Annotated in this window: 13 protein-coding genes and 1 tRNA gene; 5 read left to right on the top strand and 9 right to left on the bottom strand. The window is 59.7% G+C overall.

Going from position 1 to position 14,706, the window contains the following annotated elements:
- Positions 1-637 precede the first annotated feature (637 nt).
- Entirely contained in the window at positions 638-2,497 is a 1,860-nt protein-coding gene (locus tag HMPREF2928_RS02060) for a DUF2079 domain-containing protein (protein WP_070687254.1), read from the bottom strand.
- Between the two features lie 220 nt (positions 2,498-2,717).
- On the opposite strand from HMPREF2928_RS02060, the gene HMPREF2928_RS02055 reads away from it, so the two are divergent.
- Entirely contained in the window at positions 2,718-3,980 is a 1,263-nt protein-coding gene (locus HMPREF2928_RS02055; protein ID WP_070615248.1) for a DNA-3-methyladenine glycosylase family protein, read from the top strand.
- Positions 3,981-4,070: 90 nt separating this feature from the next.
- Here HMPREF2928_RS02055 and HMPREF2928_RS02050 read toward each other — a convergent pair whose 3' ends face one another.
- From HMPREF2928_RS02050 to HMPREF2928_RS02040, 3 genes are all read right to left on the bottom strand, one after another.
- Positions 4,071-4,448, bottom strand: coding sequence for a thioredoxin family protein (locus tag HMPREF2928_RS02050; protein ID WP_005504813.1), 378 nt, complete (start codon positions 4,446-4,448; stop codon positions 4,071-4,073).
- A gap of 383 nt (positions 4,449-4,831) precedes the next feature.
- Positions 4,832-4,913 (bottom strand) — tRNA-Tyr (locus HMPREF2928_RS02045).
- A 225-nt stretch (positions 4,914-5,138) separates the two neighbouring features.
- Positions 5,139-5,525: a hypothetical protein gene (locus HMPREF2928_RS02040; RefSeq protein ID WP_005504812.1), complete on the bottom strand. Its 387-nt coding sequence runs from the start codon at positions 5,523-5,525 to the stop codon at positions 5,139-5,141.
- Between the two features lie 141 nt (positions 5,526-5,666).
- Between HMPREF2928_RS02040 and HMPREF2928_RS02035 the strand changes: the two genes are divergently transcribed.
- On the top strand, positions 5,667-6,158 hold the full coding sequence (locus HMPREF2928_RS02035) for a YajQ family cyclic di-GMP-binding protein (protein ID WP_005504808.1): 492 nt from the start codon (positions 5,667-5,669) through the stop codon (positions 6,156-6,158).
- Between the two features lie 233 nt (positions 6,159-6,391).
- On the opposite strand, the gene htpX is transcribed toward HMPREF2928_RS02035, so the two are convergent.
- A complete protein-coding gene (htpX, locus tag HMPREF2928_RS02030) occupies positions 6,392-7,276 on the bottom strand; it encodes a zinc metalloprotease HtpX (RefSeq protein ID WP_070629952.1) in 885 nt (294 codons plus the stop codon).
- Positions 7,277-7,416: 140 nt separating this feature from the next.
- Entirely contained in the window at positions 7,417-7,680 is a 264-nt protein-coding gene (locus tag HMPREF2928_RS02025) for a hypothetical protein (RefSeq protein ID WP_070687252.1), read from the bottom strand.
- A 194-nt stretch (positions 7,681-7,874) separates the two neighbouring features.
- Here HMPREF2928_RS02025 and HMPREF2928_RS02020 point away from each other — a divergent pair, with 194 nt between their 5' ends.
- On the top strand, positions 7,875-8,465 hold the full coding sequence (locus HMPREF2928_RS02020; protein ID WP_070687251.1) for a Fur family transcriptional regulator: 591 nt from the start codon (positions 7,875-7,877) through the stop codon (positions 8,463-8,465).
- 114 nt (positions 8,466-8,579) lie between these two features.
- Here the strand turns inward: HMPREF2928_RS02020 and HMPREF2928_RS02015 are convergent, their stop codons facing one another.
- Positions 8,580-9,914: an SseB family protein gene (locus HMPREF2928_RS02015; protein WP_049338047.1), complete on the bottom strand. Its 1,335-nt coding sequence runs from the start codon at positions 9,912-9,914 to the stop codon at positions 8,580-8,582.
- A gap of 280 nt (positions 9,915-10,194) precedes the next feature.
- Between HMPREF2928_RS02015 and HMPREF2928_RS02010 the strand changes: the two genes are divergently transcribed.
- A complete protein-coding gene (locus tag HMPREF2928_RS02010; protein WP_070687249.1) occupies positions 10,195-11,532 on the top strand; it encodes a DUF6882 domain-containing protein in 1,338 nt (445 codons plus the stop codon).
- Positions 11,533-11,721: 189 nt separating this feature from the next.
- On the top strand, positions 11,722-12,693 hold the full coding sequence (gene rarD / locus HMPREF2928_RS02005) for an EamA family transporter RarD (protein ID WP_070687247.1): 972 nt from the start codon (positions 11,722-11,724) through the stop codon (positions 12,691-12,693).
- Positions 12,694-12,791: 98 nt separating this feature from the next.
- Here rarD and HMPREF2928_RS08930 read toward each other — a convergent pair whose 3' ends face one another.
- Positions 12,792-12,935, bottom strand: coding sequence for a methionine/alanine import family NSS transporter small subunit (locus tag HMPREF2928_RS08930; RefSeq protein WP_080974200.1), 144 nt, complete (start codon positions 12,933-12,935; stop codon positions 12,792-12,794).
- 8 nt (positions 12,936-12,943) lie between these two features.
- A complete protein-coding gene (locus HMPREF2928_RS02000) occupies positions 12,944-14,527 on the bottom strand; it encodes a sodium-dependent transporter (protein ID WP_070687245.1) in 1,584 nt (527 codons plus the stop codon).
- Positions 14,528-14,706: the final 179 nt, after the last annotated feature.

Below are 14,706 nucleotides of genomic sequence, written 5' to 3'. Positions count from 1 at the left end.
TGGAAGCGCACGCTTTTCGGCGCTTACCGGGTGTCCCCTTCACGGCCCAGCCACACATCATCCCCTGGGGAGTAGAACGTCCAGGGGTCCTCCGTTACCGGCGCATTCTGCAGAGGTGTTCTGCGGATGCTGCGGGTAGCGGCTTTTGCTGGGGGTGGTCTTGAATTTCTCGGCACATTATCCGCACGCTTGTTCGTACTCTGCGCTTGGCGCACAGTAGTCCCTGTGGATCAGGGGTGTACAGGGTGGGTAATGCTCACATGCAATGTCACGTATTCCTGGTGGTTCGCCTTCCCGCTTACACGGCGGTGGTGTGTCTGTTACAGCAGACGCAGCAAAGACGCTGGACCAGAGATCGTTAAGAGAAGCCCGCGTGTACGGTGTAAACCGCAAGTTTATGGGGCGTATCAATCGGTGATGGTGAGTACGGCGCACCTACAATTCCAGCACCACCTTGGGTGCCGGGTGCGCACAAGACCTTCATCGGGGGTTCCCGTGTTCTACCTAGTCTACCTTAGCGGCACCCGATTAACCCCAAAAGGTGCTTAAAACCTCATCTCTTAACGGCGAGCGCCCACCCTCGCAGCCGGAGGGCGGGCGCTTTTCGGGCACGCATCGTGCCTATGTAGTCCTCGGATTAATCTACGCGACGCACAATATCAATCGTGCCGACGGTCGCGTACTTAGCGTAGGAATGGCCGTAGCGGTCGGCCGCGTACTGTGCGGCGTTGGTCGGCGGGTTGCCGCCCCAGGAGTTGCTCCTGCGGTCGATGACCACGTAGTCGGGTGCGGGCTCACCGGTGTGACCAATCCAGTAGACGGTGCGGCCGGGAATCAGCTGAGTCAGAATCGACAGGTCAGATGCGACCGTCACCCCTTCGGGTACCTTCTGCACGGCATCCTGCTTCATCTGGTCAGTGGTGGTCAGCGCGGAGGCGGTGAACTGCGCATTACCCAGGGATGCGAGGGGCTGCTGGGAGCCGGGCACAAAAATCGGGGACGCGGCAAGGAAGAGCGCCGCGGCGGGTAGAACCCATACGGGTATGCGGCGGGCCAGGGCGCTGAGGCGGCCGGGTTCGGTATTGGCCTGGGATTCCTTGGCGGAGGCGCTATCGGCTACTCGCGCAGCCGAGCGTACCGGAATTGCAGCGGGAACCACGCCGTAGCGTACACGCATGACGGCGTCGAGCAGGGCGAGGAAGACAACGGGCATAAGCACGAGCGAGTAGTGCCAGGTGCTTGCCCAGTAGGATTCCATGGTGGAGAGCAGACGCCAGGCGAGGGTCGGCAGGGCAATTGCCGCGAGCGGAGAAATCACCCAGAGGACCGCTCCGGTAATGAGCAGCAGGCCGAGGGTTGCCAGCTTGGTGTTGTTGCTGAGCATCTGCAGCGCTGAGCCGAAGGGGTCGCCCAGGGCTGCGGAGAAATTCACTTTGTCGGCGTAATCGAAGTTTCCACCGCTGTTGAAGTAGGGCAGAATCACGTAGACGGCGACGACCGACCAGAACACACCCCACATCATCACCATGGTGGATTCTGCGACGGCGGGGGTGCGTGCCCACGAGGAGTAGAGCTGCTGCATGCGGGTGCGCATGGGGGCGGGGGTACCAGCGGAGAGGCGCGGCATCAGAATGTCAACAGCGATGCTCAGCCAGCCGGTGCGGATAAAGATGATGAGGCCGATGGCTGCGACAGTAATACCCATATCTTCTTTGACGAAGGCGATGGGCAGGGACCACCAGCAGGCGTAGGCGAGGTAGCGGGCACGTTCGGTGCCACTCACTCGCGAGGCGAGCACCAGGTAACCGAGGCTCATGGCGAGTAGCGGCACGGCGAAGGCTACTTCGTGGAATTGGGCGGCGATAGCTTGCTGAACGCCGAAGCTGAGGGCGAATCCGGCACCGAGTAGCAGACCGGTGATGGTCGGGATGACGCTCTGAAGTTTTGCGGACTGAGCATTCTGCGCAGGTTCGTTCCTCTGCGCGTCCTCAGTCTTCTGGGCGTCTTCAGCCTTCTGGGCAAGTGCGAAGGCACGCTGAGTGAAGCCCACAATGGCGAAGCTTGCGAAGGCGACCAGGGCGTTCTGCACGACCAGTAGCGTGGTCGGCGAGGGGAACAGCGCGTAGATGGGTCCCAGAAGCACCAGAATCGGGTGGAAGTGGTCACCCCAGAGGTTAAAGTCGGGCCCCTTAATGGGCACGATGGGCACGGAGAAGTGCGAGTACGCCTGCGCCATCTGGGTGAAAATCGCCAGGTCCCAGGAGGGGGTCACCCAGTGCTTCATCTGCTGAAGCGAGTAGTAGGTGTACAGCGCCATGACGGCGGCGGCAAGCAGCAGACCGGGTAGAAGTTCAAGGGGGCGGATGCTCTTGACGCGCTCGGTGAAGGACTGACGCGGCTTTTTCTGGGTACGCTGGCGGCGCGCGCCTGTAGCGGTGCCTCTCGTCGTTTCAGGTGCGTTAGTCGTCGAGGGTGCGTCATGTGCTTCCGGTGCCATAGGCGTCCTTCTCTCGGGGTGTATGTCCGGGCGTGGGCGCCCTTGTGAACGGGCGGAACGCATAGCCTGTGTTGTGCCGGTGGCGGAGTTTGCGTTCGTTCTCGCTCTACCTTTTAGGGTATCGCATTAGCGGTGTGCCTGCCCTGCCGAGTATTTCTGGTGCTTTAGCTGGGGGGCGTAGATTGGTGGGGCGTGGTCGATGAGGGAATAGACTGGTGGAGTGAGTACGATTCCTTCCTCAAACCCCGGCGGTACGGCCTCCGGTAGCCTCCCGGCAGCGGGTGCACGGCGCATCCGGCATCCTTTGGCGGCAGCTGGTGTGCCCTATGCGCCGGCGTTTACGGATGTTCTTCAGGAGCCTACCATTCTTAGCCAGCCGCGCGTTCAGGTTCGTACTCTCTCCTCCGCCGCTTCGCCTCTTCCCGGTGCCCTGGCTCCCGAGGCGTGCGAGGTTGTAATTGAGCCGCATGTTCCGGTGCAGTTGGCGCAGACTTTGGGTTCGTTGCGCCGCGGTGCTCAGGATCTTTCGTATCGTGCGCTGAGCCGCGCGGATGGTGCCGAGCGAATCTGGGTGACGGCTCGCACACCGTTTCACGAGTTCCCGGCCGTACTGTACGCCGAACGTTTGGCGCAGCCAGCCGAGCTTCCCGAGTCTATCCCTTCCCTGTTTCGTGTGCTGATGCGCCCGGTGCGTATTCGCATCTGGGTTTCTTATAGTGCCGCAGATCAGCAGATGCAGGCGCGAGCCGATCTTCAGGCGTTGGCGCAGGAAATGACGTACTGGCTGGGTCTGCACGACCCCGCCGAGCAGTTTGGCGCTCTGCCTTCTTTTGCTTCTCTTCCGCCGCGTATCCAGCAGGCGCGGCGGCAGAATCCGGGGCTCCGCCTCAGCGCCTCGGGGCAACTGGACCGGCAGATGCTCAACGCCGTTGTGGAGCAGCGCATCACCCAGACTGAAGCGTTCAGAACCCTGGGCTGGGTTCTGCGAAAGTACGGCTCCCCCGCCCCTTCGACCGGGTTGGAGCATCAGCCCGAAGGCATGCGCGTCTACCCGACCGCCCGGACCCTGGCGACGATTCCTACCTGGGATTGGCATCGGGCGGGTGTGGACAAAAGCCGCTACGATGCCGTGTACGCTTACGCGCGTTCGGCTGAGTCTCTGAAAAACATTGCAGCAAGTGGGGACATCGCGCTACTGGCGCGAAGCCTGCACACTGTGCGCGGCGTGGGCCCGTGGAGTATTTCCGAGGCTCTACAGCGCGTGTGCGGGCACCCGGACGCCATCAGCGTGGGTGACTACCATCTGGCGCACGCGGTCGGTGAGTTATTCACCGGTCAGCGCACCGATGATGCGGGTATGCTCTCCCTATTGGCACCCTACAGCCCGCATCGGCAGCGCCTGGTGCGGCTCATGCACGCCTCGGGCTTTTCGAAGCAGCGCTACGGGGCGCGTATGACCATTGAGGATCACCGCGGCCGCTAACGCTCCCTCACGAGGTTAAAAGGGGACGGGGCGCCCCTGCCGGTTGTGCCGGCGGGTGCGCCCCGTTCAAGCTCTTTTGTGGTGGTGAGCTTACTTCTTCTCTGCAGAGCCCTCTGCTGCTGCGATTTCTGCACGGACCTTGTCCATGTCAAGCTCGCGGATCGAACCGATCACGGTCTCCAGCTGGTCTTCGCGCAGTGCGCCAGCCTGCTGGTAAACCAGGATACCGCCACGGAAGCCCATGATGGTGGGGATGGAGGTGATGCCTGCTGCCTGAGCGAGCTGGCCCTGGTCCTCGGTGTCAACCTTGCCGAAAACAATGTCGCTGTGCTTCTCCGAAGCCGCCTCGTAGACGGGGGAGAACTGCTTGCAGGGACCGCACCAATCTGCCCAGAAGTCCAGGAAGACGATGTCATTGCTCTCGACGGTAGCAGTCAGGTTCTGCTGAGTAATTTCAATAGTAGCCATGAGATAAAGCTACACCCTCAAGACCCCAATCGCTAATTGTTCGCCCTGGGATTCAAACATTGTGAAAGATATGACAAATTGCCGTCATAGTAAATACTTTTCGCAGCTGTTTCAGCCGGTTCACGGGCGTGTCGCGAACACTCTGGCGAACGCCCCTGCATCTACTGCTGGAGGCGCCCGACCCGGCAACCGAAGCCACCGAGTGAGCTCTCCCTCCCCCCCCCCCGCAGAAAAGCCCCTCGCGGACATCGGGAAAATACGGGCGCAACCACGGAAGACCGCTGTGGTGGAAAGCCGCTGGGCAGGAGGGTAGCTGCGGGAGCCACCTTGAAACTGGTTTTAGATACACAAAAGCCCGGTTACTTTCGTAACCGGGCTATTTGTGGCAGGTGAGGGATTCGAACCCCCGTAGGCAGTGCCAGCTGATTTACAGTCAGCCCCCTTTGGCCGCTCGGGTAACCTGCCGCCTAGCTAGGTGCTAGTTGCTCGCTCAAGCGAACAGAGACTACTCTACAGCAGTTTTAGAGACTTGTACACTTCACGCAGGGTTTTGTGACGAAGGTTATATATCTGGTTATATTTATCATCTTTTCGTCACATCAGAGCGTCGGTGCGCGCTCACCGCGCATCCATATCTATCGCAGCGCCCGCGCTCTCACCTCATAAATAAAGCCAATGCCTACAGCAACTTTAGAAGGAGCGGGACGGAGTATCGCCATCCTGCTCAAGCAGAAGCACAATCTCCAGGTGCTCCAGGTAGCGGCGCGCCTGCTCCACAGTGCACATGTCACCGGCAATCTCACGCTCCAGGTCACGGCGAACGCCACGGAAACGTGCCACCAGCGAAGGCTCAGTCAGAGTAATACCAATGCCTTCAAAAGGAGAATGCTTAGACTCTTCCGCATGCAGGTCAAGATGAATATCGTGGTGGTCAGACTCGTTGAGGCGCTCAGCCTCAGGAATACCTTCGGGCTCAGCGCCCAGAGAGGTATGCAGGTCGATGAAAAGGAGGGTTTGCAGGTCGCGAGCTTCCTCGCTCGTGCGCAGGTCCGTCGTGGACAGGTTAGGAGTGGTCATGTTTCTATTGTCCTCTTTTAAGGTTAGTAACACCTGTAAAACAGGCCCGTTATTCTGATAGTTAGCTGTGAACAAGAGCCCCAACCCGGTAGGCTAGTACTAACCGGTGCCAGTAGCACCTCATTCACGAAAGGAAAGCCCATGGCTAGCGAATCGTCATTCGACATTGTGTCCAAGGTGGACAAGCAGGAAGTTTCCAACGCACTGCACCAGGCGCAGAAGGAAATCTCCCAGCGTTACGACTTCCGCGGCGTAGGTGCAGAAATCGACTACTCCGGCGATAAGATCCTCATCAAGGCAAACGCCGAAGAGCGCGCCCTGGCAGTGCTCGACGTTTTCCAGTCCAAGCTGGTCAAGCGCGGCATCTCCCTGAAGTCCCTGGACTCCGGCAAGCCCTACGCATCCGGCAAGGAAACCCGTATCGAGTGCTCCATCAAGGAAGGCATCGCGCAGGACCAGGCGAAGAAGATCTCCAAGATGATTCGCGAAGAGGGTCCCAAGGGCGTGAAGGCAAACATCCAGGGTGATGAGCTGCGCGTCTCCTCCAAGTCCCGCGATGACCTGCAGGAAGTCATTGCAATGCTCAAGTCCGCTGACCTTGAGATTGACCTGCAGTTCGTCAACTACCGCTAAACTCAGGCGAGGCTCCCCGCCCAGCAATGGGTGAGGGAGGCGGTTAGAAGCCGAAACGTAAAATCTTCTACACAAAAATCCTCGGGGTGGCTACTTCCACAGTAGCCACCCCGAGGATTTTTGTCTGCCGACCCGTCATCGCGGGTCATAATCGTCACGCCGGGTCATATTCGTACAGCGTCACATGCATACAGTGACACACTCGCGCCCGGATGATTCAGCGAAGAAAAGACTTAGTACTGCCCCATCTCACGAGCCTGCTGCTGCAGACGCGCAATACGCTGGTCCATCGGCGGGTGAGTAGAGAGCATGTTCTTCAGCGAACCGAAGGGGTTCGCAATCATCATGGCGCTCGCCGCCTCCGTGTTGCGGTTGTTCGGGTCCATCGGATACATGGACACACCGCTCTCCAGCTTGTTCAGCGCCGAAGCCAGAGCCAGCGGATCACCGGTCAGACGTGCACCATCTTCGTCGGCATCAAATTCGCGGGTGCGGCTAATAGCCATCTGAATGACCTGCGTAGCGATGGGCGCCAGCAAGGCAATCACAAACATGGCGAGGGGGTTCGAGCGTTCACCGTCGCGGCTGGAACCACCGAACATCGCGCCAAACGAAAGAATCTGCGCAATCGTACCGATGATGGAGGCGATACCCGCCGCCACCGAAGAGGTGAGGATATCGCGGTTGTACACGTGCATCAGCTCGTGGCCGAGCACGCCGCGCATCTCGCGCTCATCCAGCAACTGTAAAATACCCTCGGTACAGCACACCGCCGCGTTCTGCGGGTTACGACCGGTCGCGAACGCGTTCGGAGTCATGGTCGGTGCCACATAGAGGGCGGGCATGGGCTGGCCCGCGCGGGAGGACAGCTCCTCCACAATGTCGTAAAGCACCGGAACCTCTTCGCGGCTGACCGGGTACGCATTCATGGAGCGCAGGGCGAGCTTATCGGAGTTCCAGTAGGTGTACGCGACCGAACCCAAGCTAAACAGGCCCATAACCCAGATGAAAATGGAGGTGCGGAAAGTCGCCGAAAGCAGGCCACCGATGAGCAACATCATGCCCACCATGGAGCCCATCAACAGGGCAGTTTTCAGTCCGTTGTTATGGCTGTGCATGGGTATCCTCCTGAACAATTAGGTCAGTGCGTACAGCGCGTACTTGACTCTATAGAATACGTGCAAGCACCCGTGTGCGCACCTTCTGGAGCGCGGATTCACCCAGAGCGTCACCCATATGCCGAAAGCTCAAAAGGGGATTAGGGAATAGCGCCCGGAATATTCACCAGGGGCACTTGCTCCATCACCTGCGCCGTAGCAGTCGGAAAAATACCGAGCAGCAGAATCGTGCTGTAAGCACCCAGGAAAAGGATGAAGAGCAGGCCGAGCATCAGCTGACCTTCCAGATCAAAACCGGTGGTAGTACTGCGGTACTGGCCGTAAATCACCGGGGTCACGATGGGCACACCGAAGAGCAGAATCATCAGCAGAATGTAGATGGGGTTTGTGAAGTCGTACACCATGACCCTATCCTCCTTGATGGTGATTGCCGGTACGGGTTACTCTAGGTTCTTTGATTGTACGGCATCTCTTCACACCCGAGGCCGGGGTGAGGAGGGGCGCCACAGAGTGGATGAAAGGGACGCCCTGCCGGCTTATTATGAGTTTTTCATAAGATAATGATGAATTTCTCATAATAATGTGTAGACTTAAACTTATGACCGACGCAAAGACAACCTCCGACACGAAGAAGGCTCAAAGCCCAGACCATTACAATACCGGCTGCGCCCACACCACCGGCCTGCCCATGCTCTCCGCAATGAGCCCTGAACAGCTCGAAGAAGCATGGACCACCGGGCTGCGCGCCAGGGGCCGCCGCGTCACCAAGCAACGCCTCGCCGTACTCCACGCAGTGCAGGAACACCCGCACTCCACCGCCGACACCATCGTGCAGGCAGTCCGCGAGCGCATCCCCGCCATTACGGTTCAGTCGGTCTACGTGATTCTTGCCGACCTGACCGACATCGACCTGCTGCGTAAGTTTGAGCCGCCGGGAACCCCCGCCCTCTACGAAACCCGCACGGGCGACAACCACCACCACGCCTTCTGCGTACGCTGCGGCAAGGTCGAAGACGTGGACTGCGCGGTCGGCTCCGCACCCTGCCTGACCCCCAGCGATTTTCACGGCATGGCACTTTTCAGCGCAGACGTGCTCTACCAGGGCGTATGTGTAGACTGCCAGACCGAGCAGGAGGCGGCACTCGCCCGCACCCAGCAGGAAGCGGCAGCACGCGCCCTAGCTTCATAACCCTATAGAGCTCGGGGAATCGGGCAGGCTCGGTCATGAGAGCTTTTAAACCGTTGAGGCGGCGACACAAGCAGTGTCGCCGCCTCAACGGTTTAAGTTATTTAATGCAGGAGCTTAGGCACCCATGCGGGGCTGCGAGCCCACAATCTCCAGCAGCTCGCGAATCTGCGCCGCGGTCAACACCGTGGAGGGGTTAATCGCGTTCACCTTCACGCTCGGAGCACCAATCTCCAGGGCGTAACGCAGAATATCCAGGGCGTTCGCCGAACGCACCTCAATATGCGGATCCAGTGCCGCAATCTCAATGGGTGAGGTGAACACCAGCAGGCTCTGCGGGTTGCCGTTCTCATCCGGGTCAAACACGAAGGAGGTACCGGACGGGTCGGCCGGGTCAACACCCACCAGCAGCACGGACGCCGGGGATACCAGCGAGCCGAGTAGCATCTGCATGTTGTCCTGGGTCAGCGCCATCTTCGCGCCGTCGTTACGGGGCGAAGTAACAATCCACTGCACCTGAGCGCGCTCAATGTAACACTCGTGGTCGGTGCCGGGGTCAACCACAATCAGGTCCAGCGCCTCGTTGCCGAGGAAATCGATAAAGACCTTCATCGCCGGTTCGCGCAGAATCAGCTCGTCGCCCTCGGACTCCTGACGCACGTAGCTCTTGCCAATGTGCTCGGAGGAGGAGAACACGCACAGCGCCTGCATACCGGTCTCGGGCATGCGAATAACCTGGTGGGTCAGCACCGACTCGGGGCCCATCGGGTCGGTCTCAGACGGAATCAGCAGGGAACCGGTCGCATCCAGTAGAACGTCGCCGCCGAGCATCGTGCGAACCACGTTAATGAGGGTTCGCTCCTGCACATCGTTACGGAACGTCTCAAGAGCGGCGACCAGGTAGGGGTTCGGAATCTCGTGCTCGCTCGAAGACAGCGCTGCGGCGGCAGAGTGGCGGGCGCGACCCTCCATACGTTCACGAGCCCAGGCGGGAATACGCGACGCGTCACGCGGGAACTCAGTCAGGTGCTCACGCACGTCGGTCGCGGTCAGGGTGCCTTCATTCTTCCAGCTGGCGGGCTCATCGTCACGGTTATAGGAGGCACCCACGCTGAACTGCGGGTTCGGCCAGCCGGTTGCCGCCACCACAATGGAGGCGGTGAACCAGGTGCCGCGGTTACCGTCGTAGGCGGCACGCTGCAACTTGCGAACCTCAGCAATAATGGGCGAGCCGTCCTTGAGCGGGCCGATAGTGCCAATGAACTCTTCACCGTCGCGGAATTCACGCACACGCACGAAAATCTGACCTGCCAGAGGTTTGACGTCCAGCACCATTTCGCTCCAGCCGGGGTCAACACTAACGACATCCAGCAGCCAGCTTCCAATGTTGTTCAGCGCATCCTGGATGCGCGCGGCGCGGCTACTCGTCTCGGCGAGGCGGGGTTCAGTCATAGTTCATACATCCTTGAGTGTGAATACGGCGCGGCTGGAGGCATCCGTGTTCGGTCGTAGTGTCGGCTTACAGGGTGCCGGAAGAAGCCGTCTCTTCGATTCTAACGAACACAGGCACTCCACGCAGATAGTTTACGCCGAAAGATATATGCTCTACCTCTCCCCTACACCTCTTACAGACGGTGCATTCGACCCTCTTAACGTCCAATACGCCTAAAGCGCACCCCAAAACCGGGGATACACGGCATAGTGAACGCTAAAAGGTTGATAATCTTGAAGCATGACGAATTCTCTGCAGGACCTTATCGACGCATCGATCTTTATCTCCACCGAGTACCAGGCTCGACTCGCTGAGCTCGTGGGTACCTCCGAGTGGAACGTGGATTTCACCTCCCAGTCTCTGGATTTTGAGACCACTCCCCCGCTTTCGCTCAAGCCGCACCTGCTGGGCACCGAATCCGAGAACCGCGGTACTTGGATTTGGTCTTGGCAGCAGCTGGGCTACTTCCCCGACTCCGTTGTTTCCGCTGCTATTCAGGCGCGCGAAACCGGTGAGCGTGACGGCCTGGCCGAACTGACCACCGACGAGCTGCCCCTCTCCGAGTCCCTGGCACGCCGCCTGACCCTGGCAACCAAGACCATCAGCGGCCTGTACGCACACTACCCGCTGCCCGCGGGCGCTGGCGTGCGCGCATGGACCCTGCTGGAGGGTGCCGAGCTGACCCTCGAGGCCCCGACCTACAAGGGTATCGGTCGCGTGATCGCGAAGACCCTGCAGAGCGAAGAGGTACACAACCAGGTTCTGGCGGTGGACTCCTACGCTCAGCAGCGCGGCTTCCACATTGCCTGGGACACCGAGGCAACCGCCGTGCTGACCGCAACCGACGGTGCCCTGCGCCTGTGGTTCGACGAGGGTCGCATCAGCGGCATCGAGCAGGCTGAGCCTCAGGTTGGCCCCGAGATTCTGGAGCAGTGCGCAGCCGCTGCCGCACAGCGTCGCGAATCCCTCGCCGCACTGCGCGCCGAGATTGAGCGCGTGGCAGCCGCAGAGGCAGCCGCTCAGAACGCACAGCGCGAGCAGGAGGCAGCAGAACGCGCCGCCGCACGTGCCGAGGCTGAGGCAGAGCGCGCCGTCGAGATCGCCGAGCACGCACCGGTCGCAGACACAGAGGTACCCGGCGTCGAGAGCACCGAGAACCTCTACCCCGCCGACGAGGCTCCCTTCGATCAGGAGCCGGCAGAGTACGCAGAGCCCGGCCTGGTCACCGTGAAGACCCTGCCCGGCGAATACGAGGCAGAAGAGACCGAACAGGCTCGAGTCTACACCGACGAGTCCATCGGTGCCGAGCAGCCCGAGTACGAGACCGTTGAGGCTTCCGCAGAGTACGCTGAGGAGCCGGTCGCCGTTGAGACTGCAGCTGAGCAGCCCGTCGAGGTTGAGCAGGAAGCGGCAGAGTACGAGGAGCAGCACGTGGAGCCCATCCGCAACGCTGGCGCAGCTCCCGACCTGCAGGCAGAGCACGAAGAGGCAGCCCGCCGCGAGCAGGAAGAAGCTGCACGCCGCGAGGCAGAGCAGCCCAAGAAGAAGGGCTTCTTCTCCCGCTTCTTCGGCCTCTAAACCGAATACGCAGCAACGCTTCAGGCGCGGTATCCTCGTGGTACCGCGCCTGTGGCGTCTTTAGCGTATGTTGCACCCCGTATCGGGTACAGTAGTGTGCGCGCATCGAAACCTGTGTGAATACCCAGCCGGCGCATCCCGATGAATAGCTTAGAAGAACGTAACCGAAGAATCAGGTCAGACGAAACCATGTCAGAAACGCAGAAGCACACCACCCGCAACGGGTTTATCACCATCATCGGCACCTACATCATTTGGGGTCTGCTCCCCCTGTATTTTGTGCTGATGGCGCCGGCAGGACCGATTGAGATTGTGGTGGCGCGAGTGGTCTTCTCCCTCATTTTCTGCGCCCTGCTACTGCCGATTGTGCGGGCAACCGCGGACTTCCGCCGCGCCCTCAAGGACCGCCGCATCATGCTGGTGCTGACGGCGGCATCGTTCCTCATCTGCGCGAACTGGCTTATCTACGTGATGGCAACAACCAGCGGTCACACGATTGATGCGTCCCTGGGATATTTCATTAACCCGCTGGTCTCCGTGGTGCTGGGCGTGATTTTCCTGCAGGAGCGCCTGCGCGCCGCGCAGTGGGTATCCGTCGCAATTTCATGTATCGCGGTGCTGATGATGAGCCTCATCTACGGTCAGGTGCCCTGGACGGGTCTGGGCCTGGCGTTCTCCTTCGGCATCTACGGCCTGCTCAAGGCACGCGTAGCCCACGACGTGAGCCCCATCGTTTCACTCTCTCTCGAAACTCTGATTCTGGCGCCCTTCGGCATTGCCGCCCTCTTTGTGCTCAATGCTCAGGGACAAATGACCCTCTTCAGCGAAGGTGCCGGGCACTTCTGGCTTCTCGCATCCACCGGCGTGGTCACCGTTGTGCCCCTCATGCTCTTTGCGGCGGCTACCAAGGCTCTACCGCTGTCAGTCATTGGCATGGTTCAGTACCTGGGCCCGACCATCCAGTTTGTTCTGGCGCTGACCGTTCTGCACGAGCAGATGAGCGCCGATAAGGTGCTGGGTCTGAGCCTCATCTGGATTGCGCTCATCATTTTCACCGTGGATGCGGTGCGCGCTTCCCGCTCCTACCGCGCCTCCGCGCTGTCCGACCCGGAAACCGGCATGATTCCGCTGGTACAGGCTGAAGACGTGCAGAGCAAGTAGCTCTCCCCAAATCCGCACAAAACACAGTCCCGCACAAAACACAATGATGCCCCGCAGGCTAACGCCTGCGGGGCATCACTTTATGTCGCGTTCACACGCTAAAGCTCAGAACCCTGAGCCTCAGCAGCATCATCGAGGGCATCCAGATCCGGATGACGGTGCAGGTTCAGCAGAGCCAAACCCAGGCCACCCCAAATGATCAGGATTGCCACAATGAGCATCACAATTGCGGAGATAGACATGAGGGCTCCTAACGGGTAATGGTCGAATCAACGTGGCCGTGCTCCACCTGACCGGAAATCACCGGAGGTGCCGGAGGCTCTTCAGCCGCACGAGACTTCTTCGACCAGGGCAGAAGAGAAACAACAATTGCGCCAACCAGAAGCAGTGCGCTCATACCCCAACCGAAAATCGCCAGCAGGTCCGCAGGGTAACCCTCATACGGGGTTGCAATCAGCTTGATAACGCTCTGAATCAGAGAGTAACCCAGAACCAGCGGAGTCACGACAGCCAGCAGACCCATCCAGATCTTGCCGACCTTGATGGAGGAGTAGCGGTTCAGGTGCTCAGCCAGAGCGGGCAGAGCACGCACCACGTATGCAACCACGATAATGGCGCACAGGCCGGCAGCCAGAATACCGAAGAGGTTCACGAAGTTATCGAGAATATCCAGCACGTACAGGCCGGTAGTGGTCGGCATCAGCAGCAGCGAAATCAGAGCCATCGGTACAATCACCAGAATGGTAGACGCCAGACGGGACGTCGCGAACTTATCCTGAATACCGGCGATAATCACCTCAAGAATCGAGATCAGGGAGGTGAAACCAGCAAAGAGCAGGGAGCCGAAGAAGAGGATACCGATCAGCACGCCGCCGGGCGCCTGAGAAATAATGGTCGGGAACGCGATGAACGCCAGACCAATACCGCTGGTCGCAACCTCGCTGACCTGGGTGCCAGCTACGTGAGCCATGAAGCCCAGAGCCGCGAACACACCAATACCAGCAAGAAGCTCGAAGCCGGAGTTCGCGAAACCAACCACAGCACCAGAACCGGTCAGGTCAGTCTTAGGCTTCAGGTAGGAAGAATAGGTGACCATAATGCCGAAGCCAATGGACAGCGAGAAGAAAATCTGGCCGTAAGCAGCAACCCACACATCGGGGTTAGCCAGGGAGTCCCAGCTGGGGGTGAACAAAGCGTTCAAGCCGTCCACAGCACCGGGCAGGGTCAGGGAGTAAATCACCAGACCAACGAACATGATGAGCAGAATCGGCATGAAGACAACGTTGGCGGCGCCCACACCCTTCTGAACGCCCAGAGCCATCACAGCGAGCAGAACGCCCCAGATTAGGACCATAGGAATCAGGACGTTCATGTTGAAGTCCAGGGAAACACCGGGGGTGTCTGCAACCTTCAGGAACTCACCCTGGAAGAACGCCTTCGGGTTATCGCCCCACTCATTCGTGAAAGAGAAAACCATGTAACGCAGCGACCACGCCACAATAGCGGCGTAGTAAATAGCGATGACGAAGTTGATACCCATGTGCCACCAGCCGATGAACTCGGTCTTACGGTTCAGACGGCGGAAAGCCAGCGGGGACGACGCACGCGCGCGGTGACCGATCGCGTAGTCAAAGAACAGGAAGGTCAGACCGGCGGTCAGCAGGGCGACAATATAGGGAATCATGAAGGCGCCGCCGCCGTTATCAAATGCGATGTAGGGGAAACGCCAAATATTGCCCAGACCAACAGCAGAACCGATGGCGGCAAAGATAAAGACGCGACGGCTAGAGAAGCCTTCGCGCTTCGTGGGCGCCTTAGGGGTAGATGCTCCCATAGTTGTAAACCTCGAATGTGTGGGGACGCGGATGGTTGGTGCGAGAATAACCCGTCGGGGTGGTTGGGCTCTGCTCGCGTCCAGAAATAGTAAACGGCTCTCCAACACGGGGTTGGGCATGGGAGCCGTCAAACGTCTGAAGGGTGGATGTGCGCCTCAGGCATGCCTATAAGGATTAC

The organism is Rothia sp. HMSC072B04 (assembly GCF_001813725.1).
Lineage (GTDB): Bacteria > Actinomycetota > Actinomycetes > Actinomycetales > Micrococcaceae > Rothia > Rothia mucilaginosa.
Note: the sequence above shows the minus strand (reverse complement) of the source record. Positions and strands in the feature narration are given on the sequence as shown.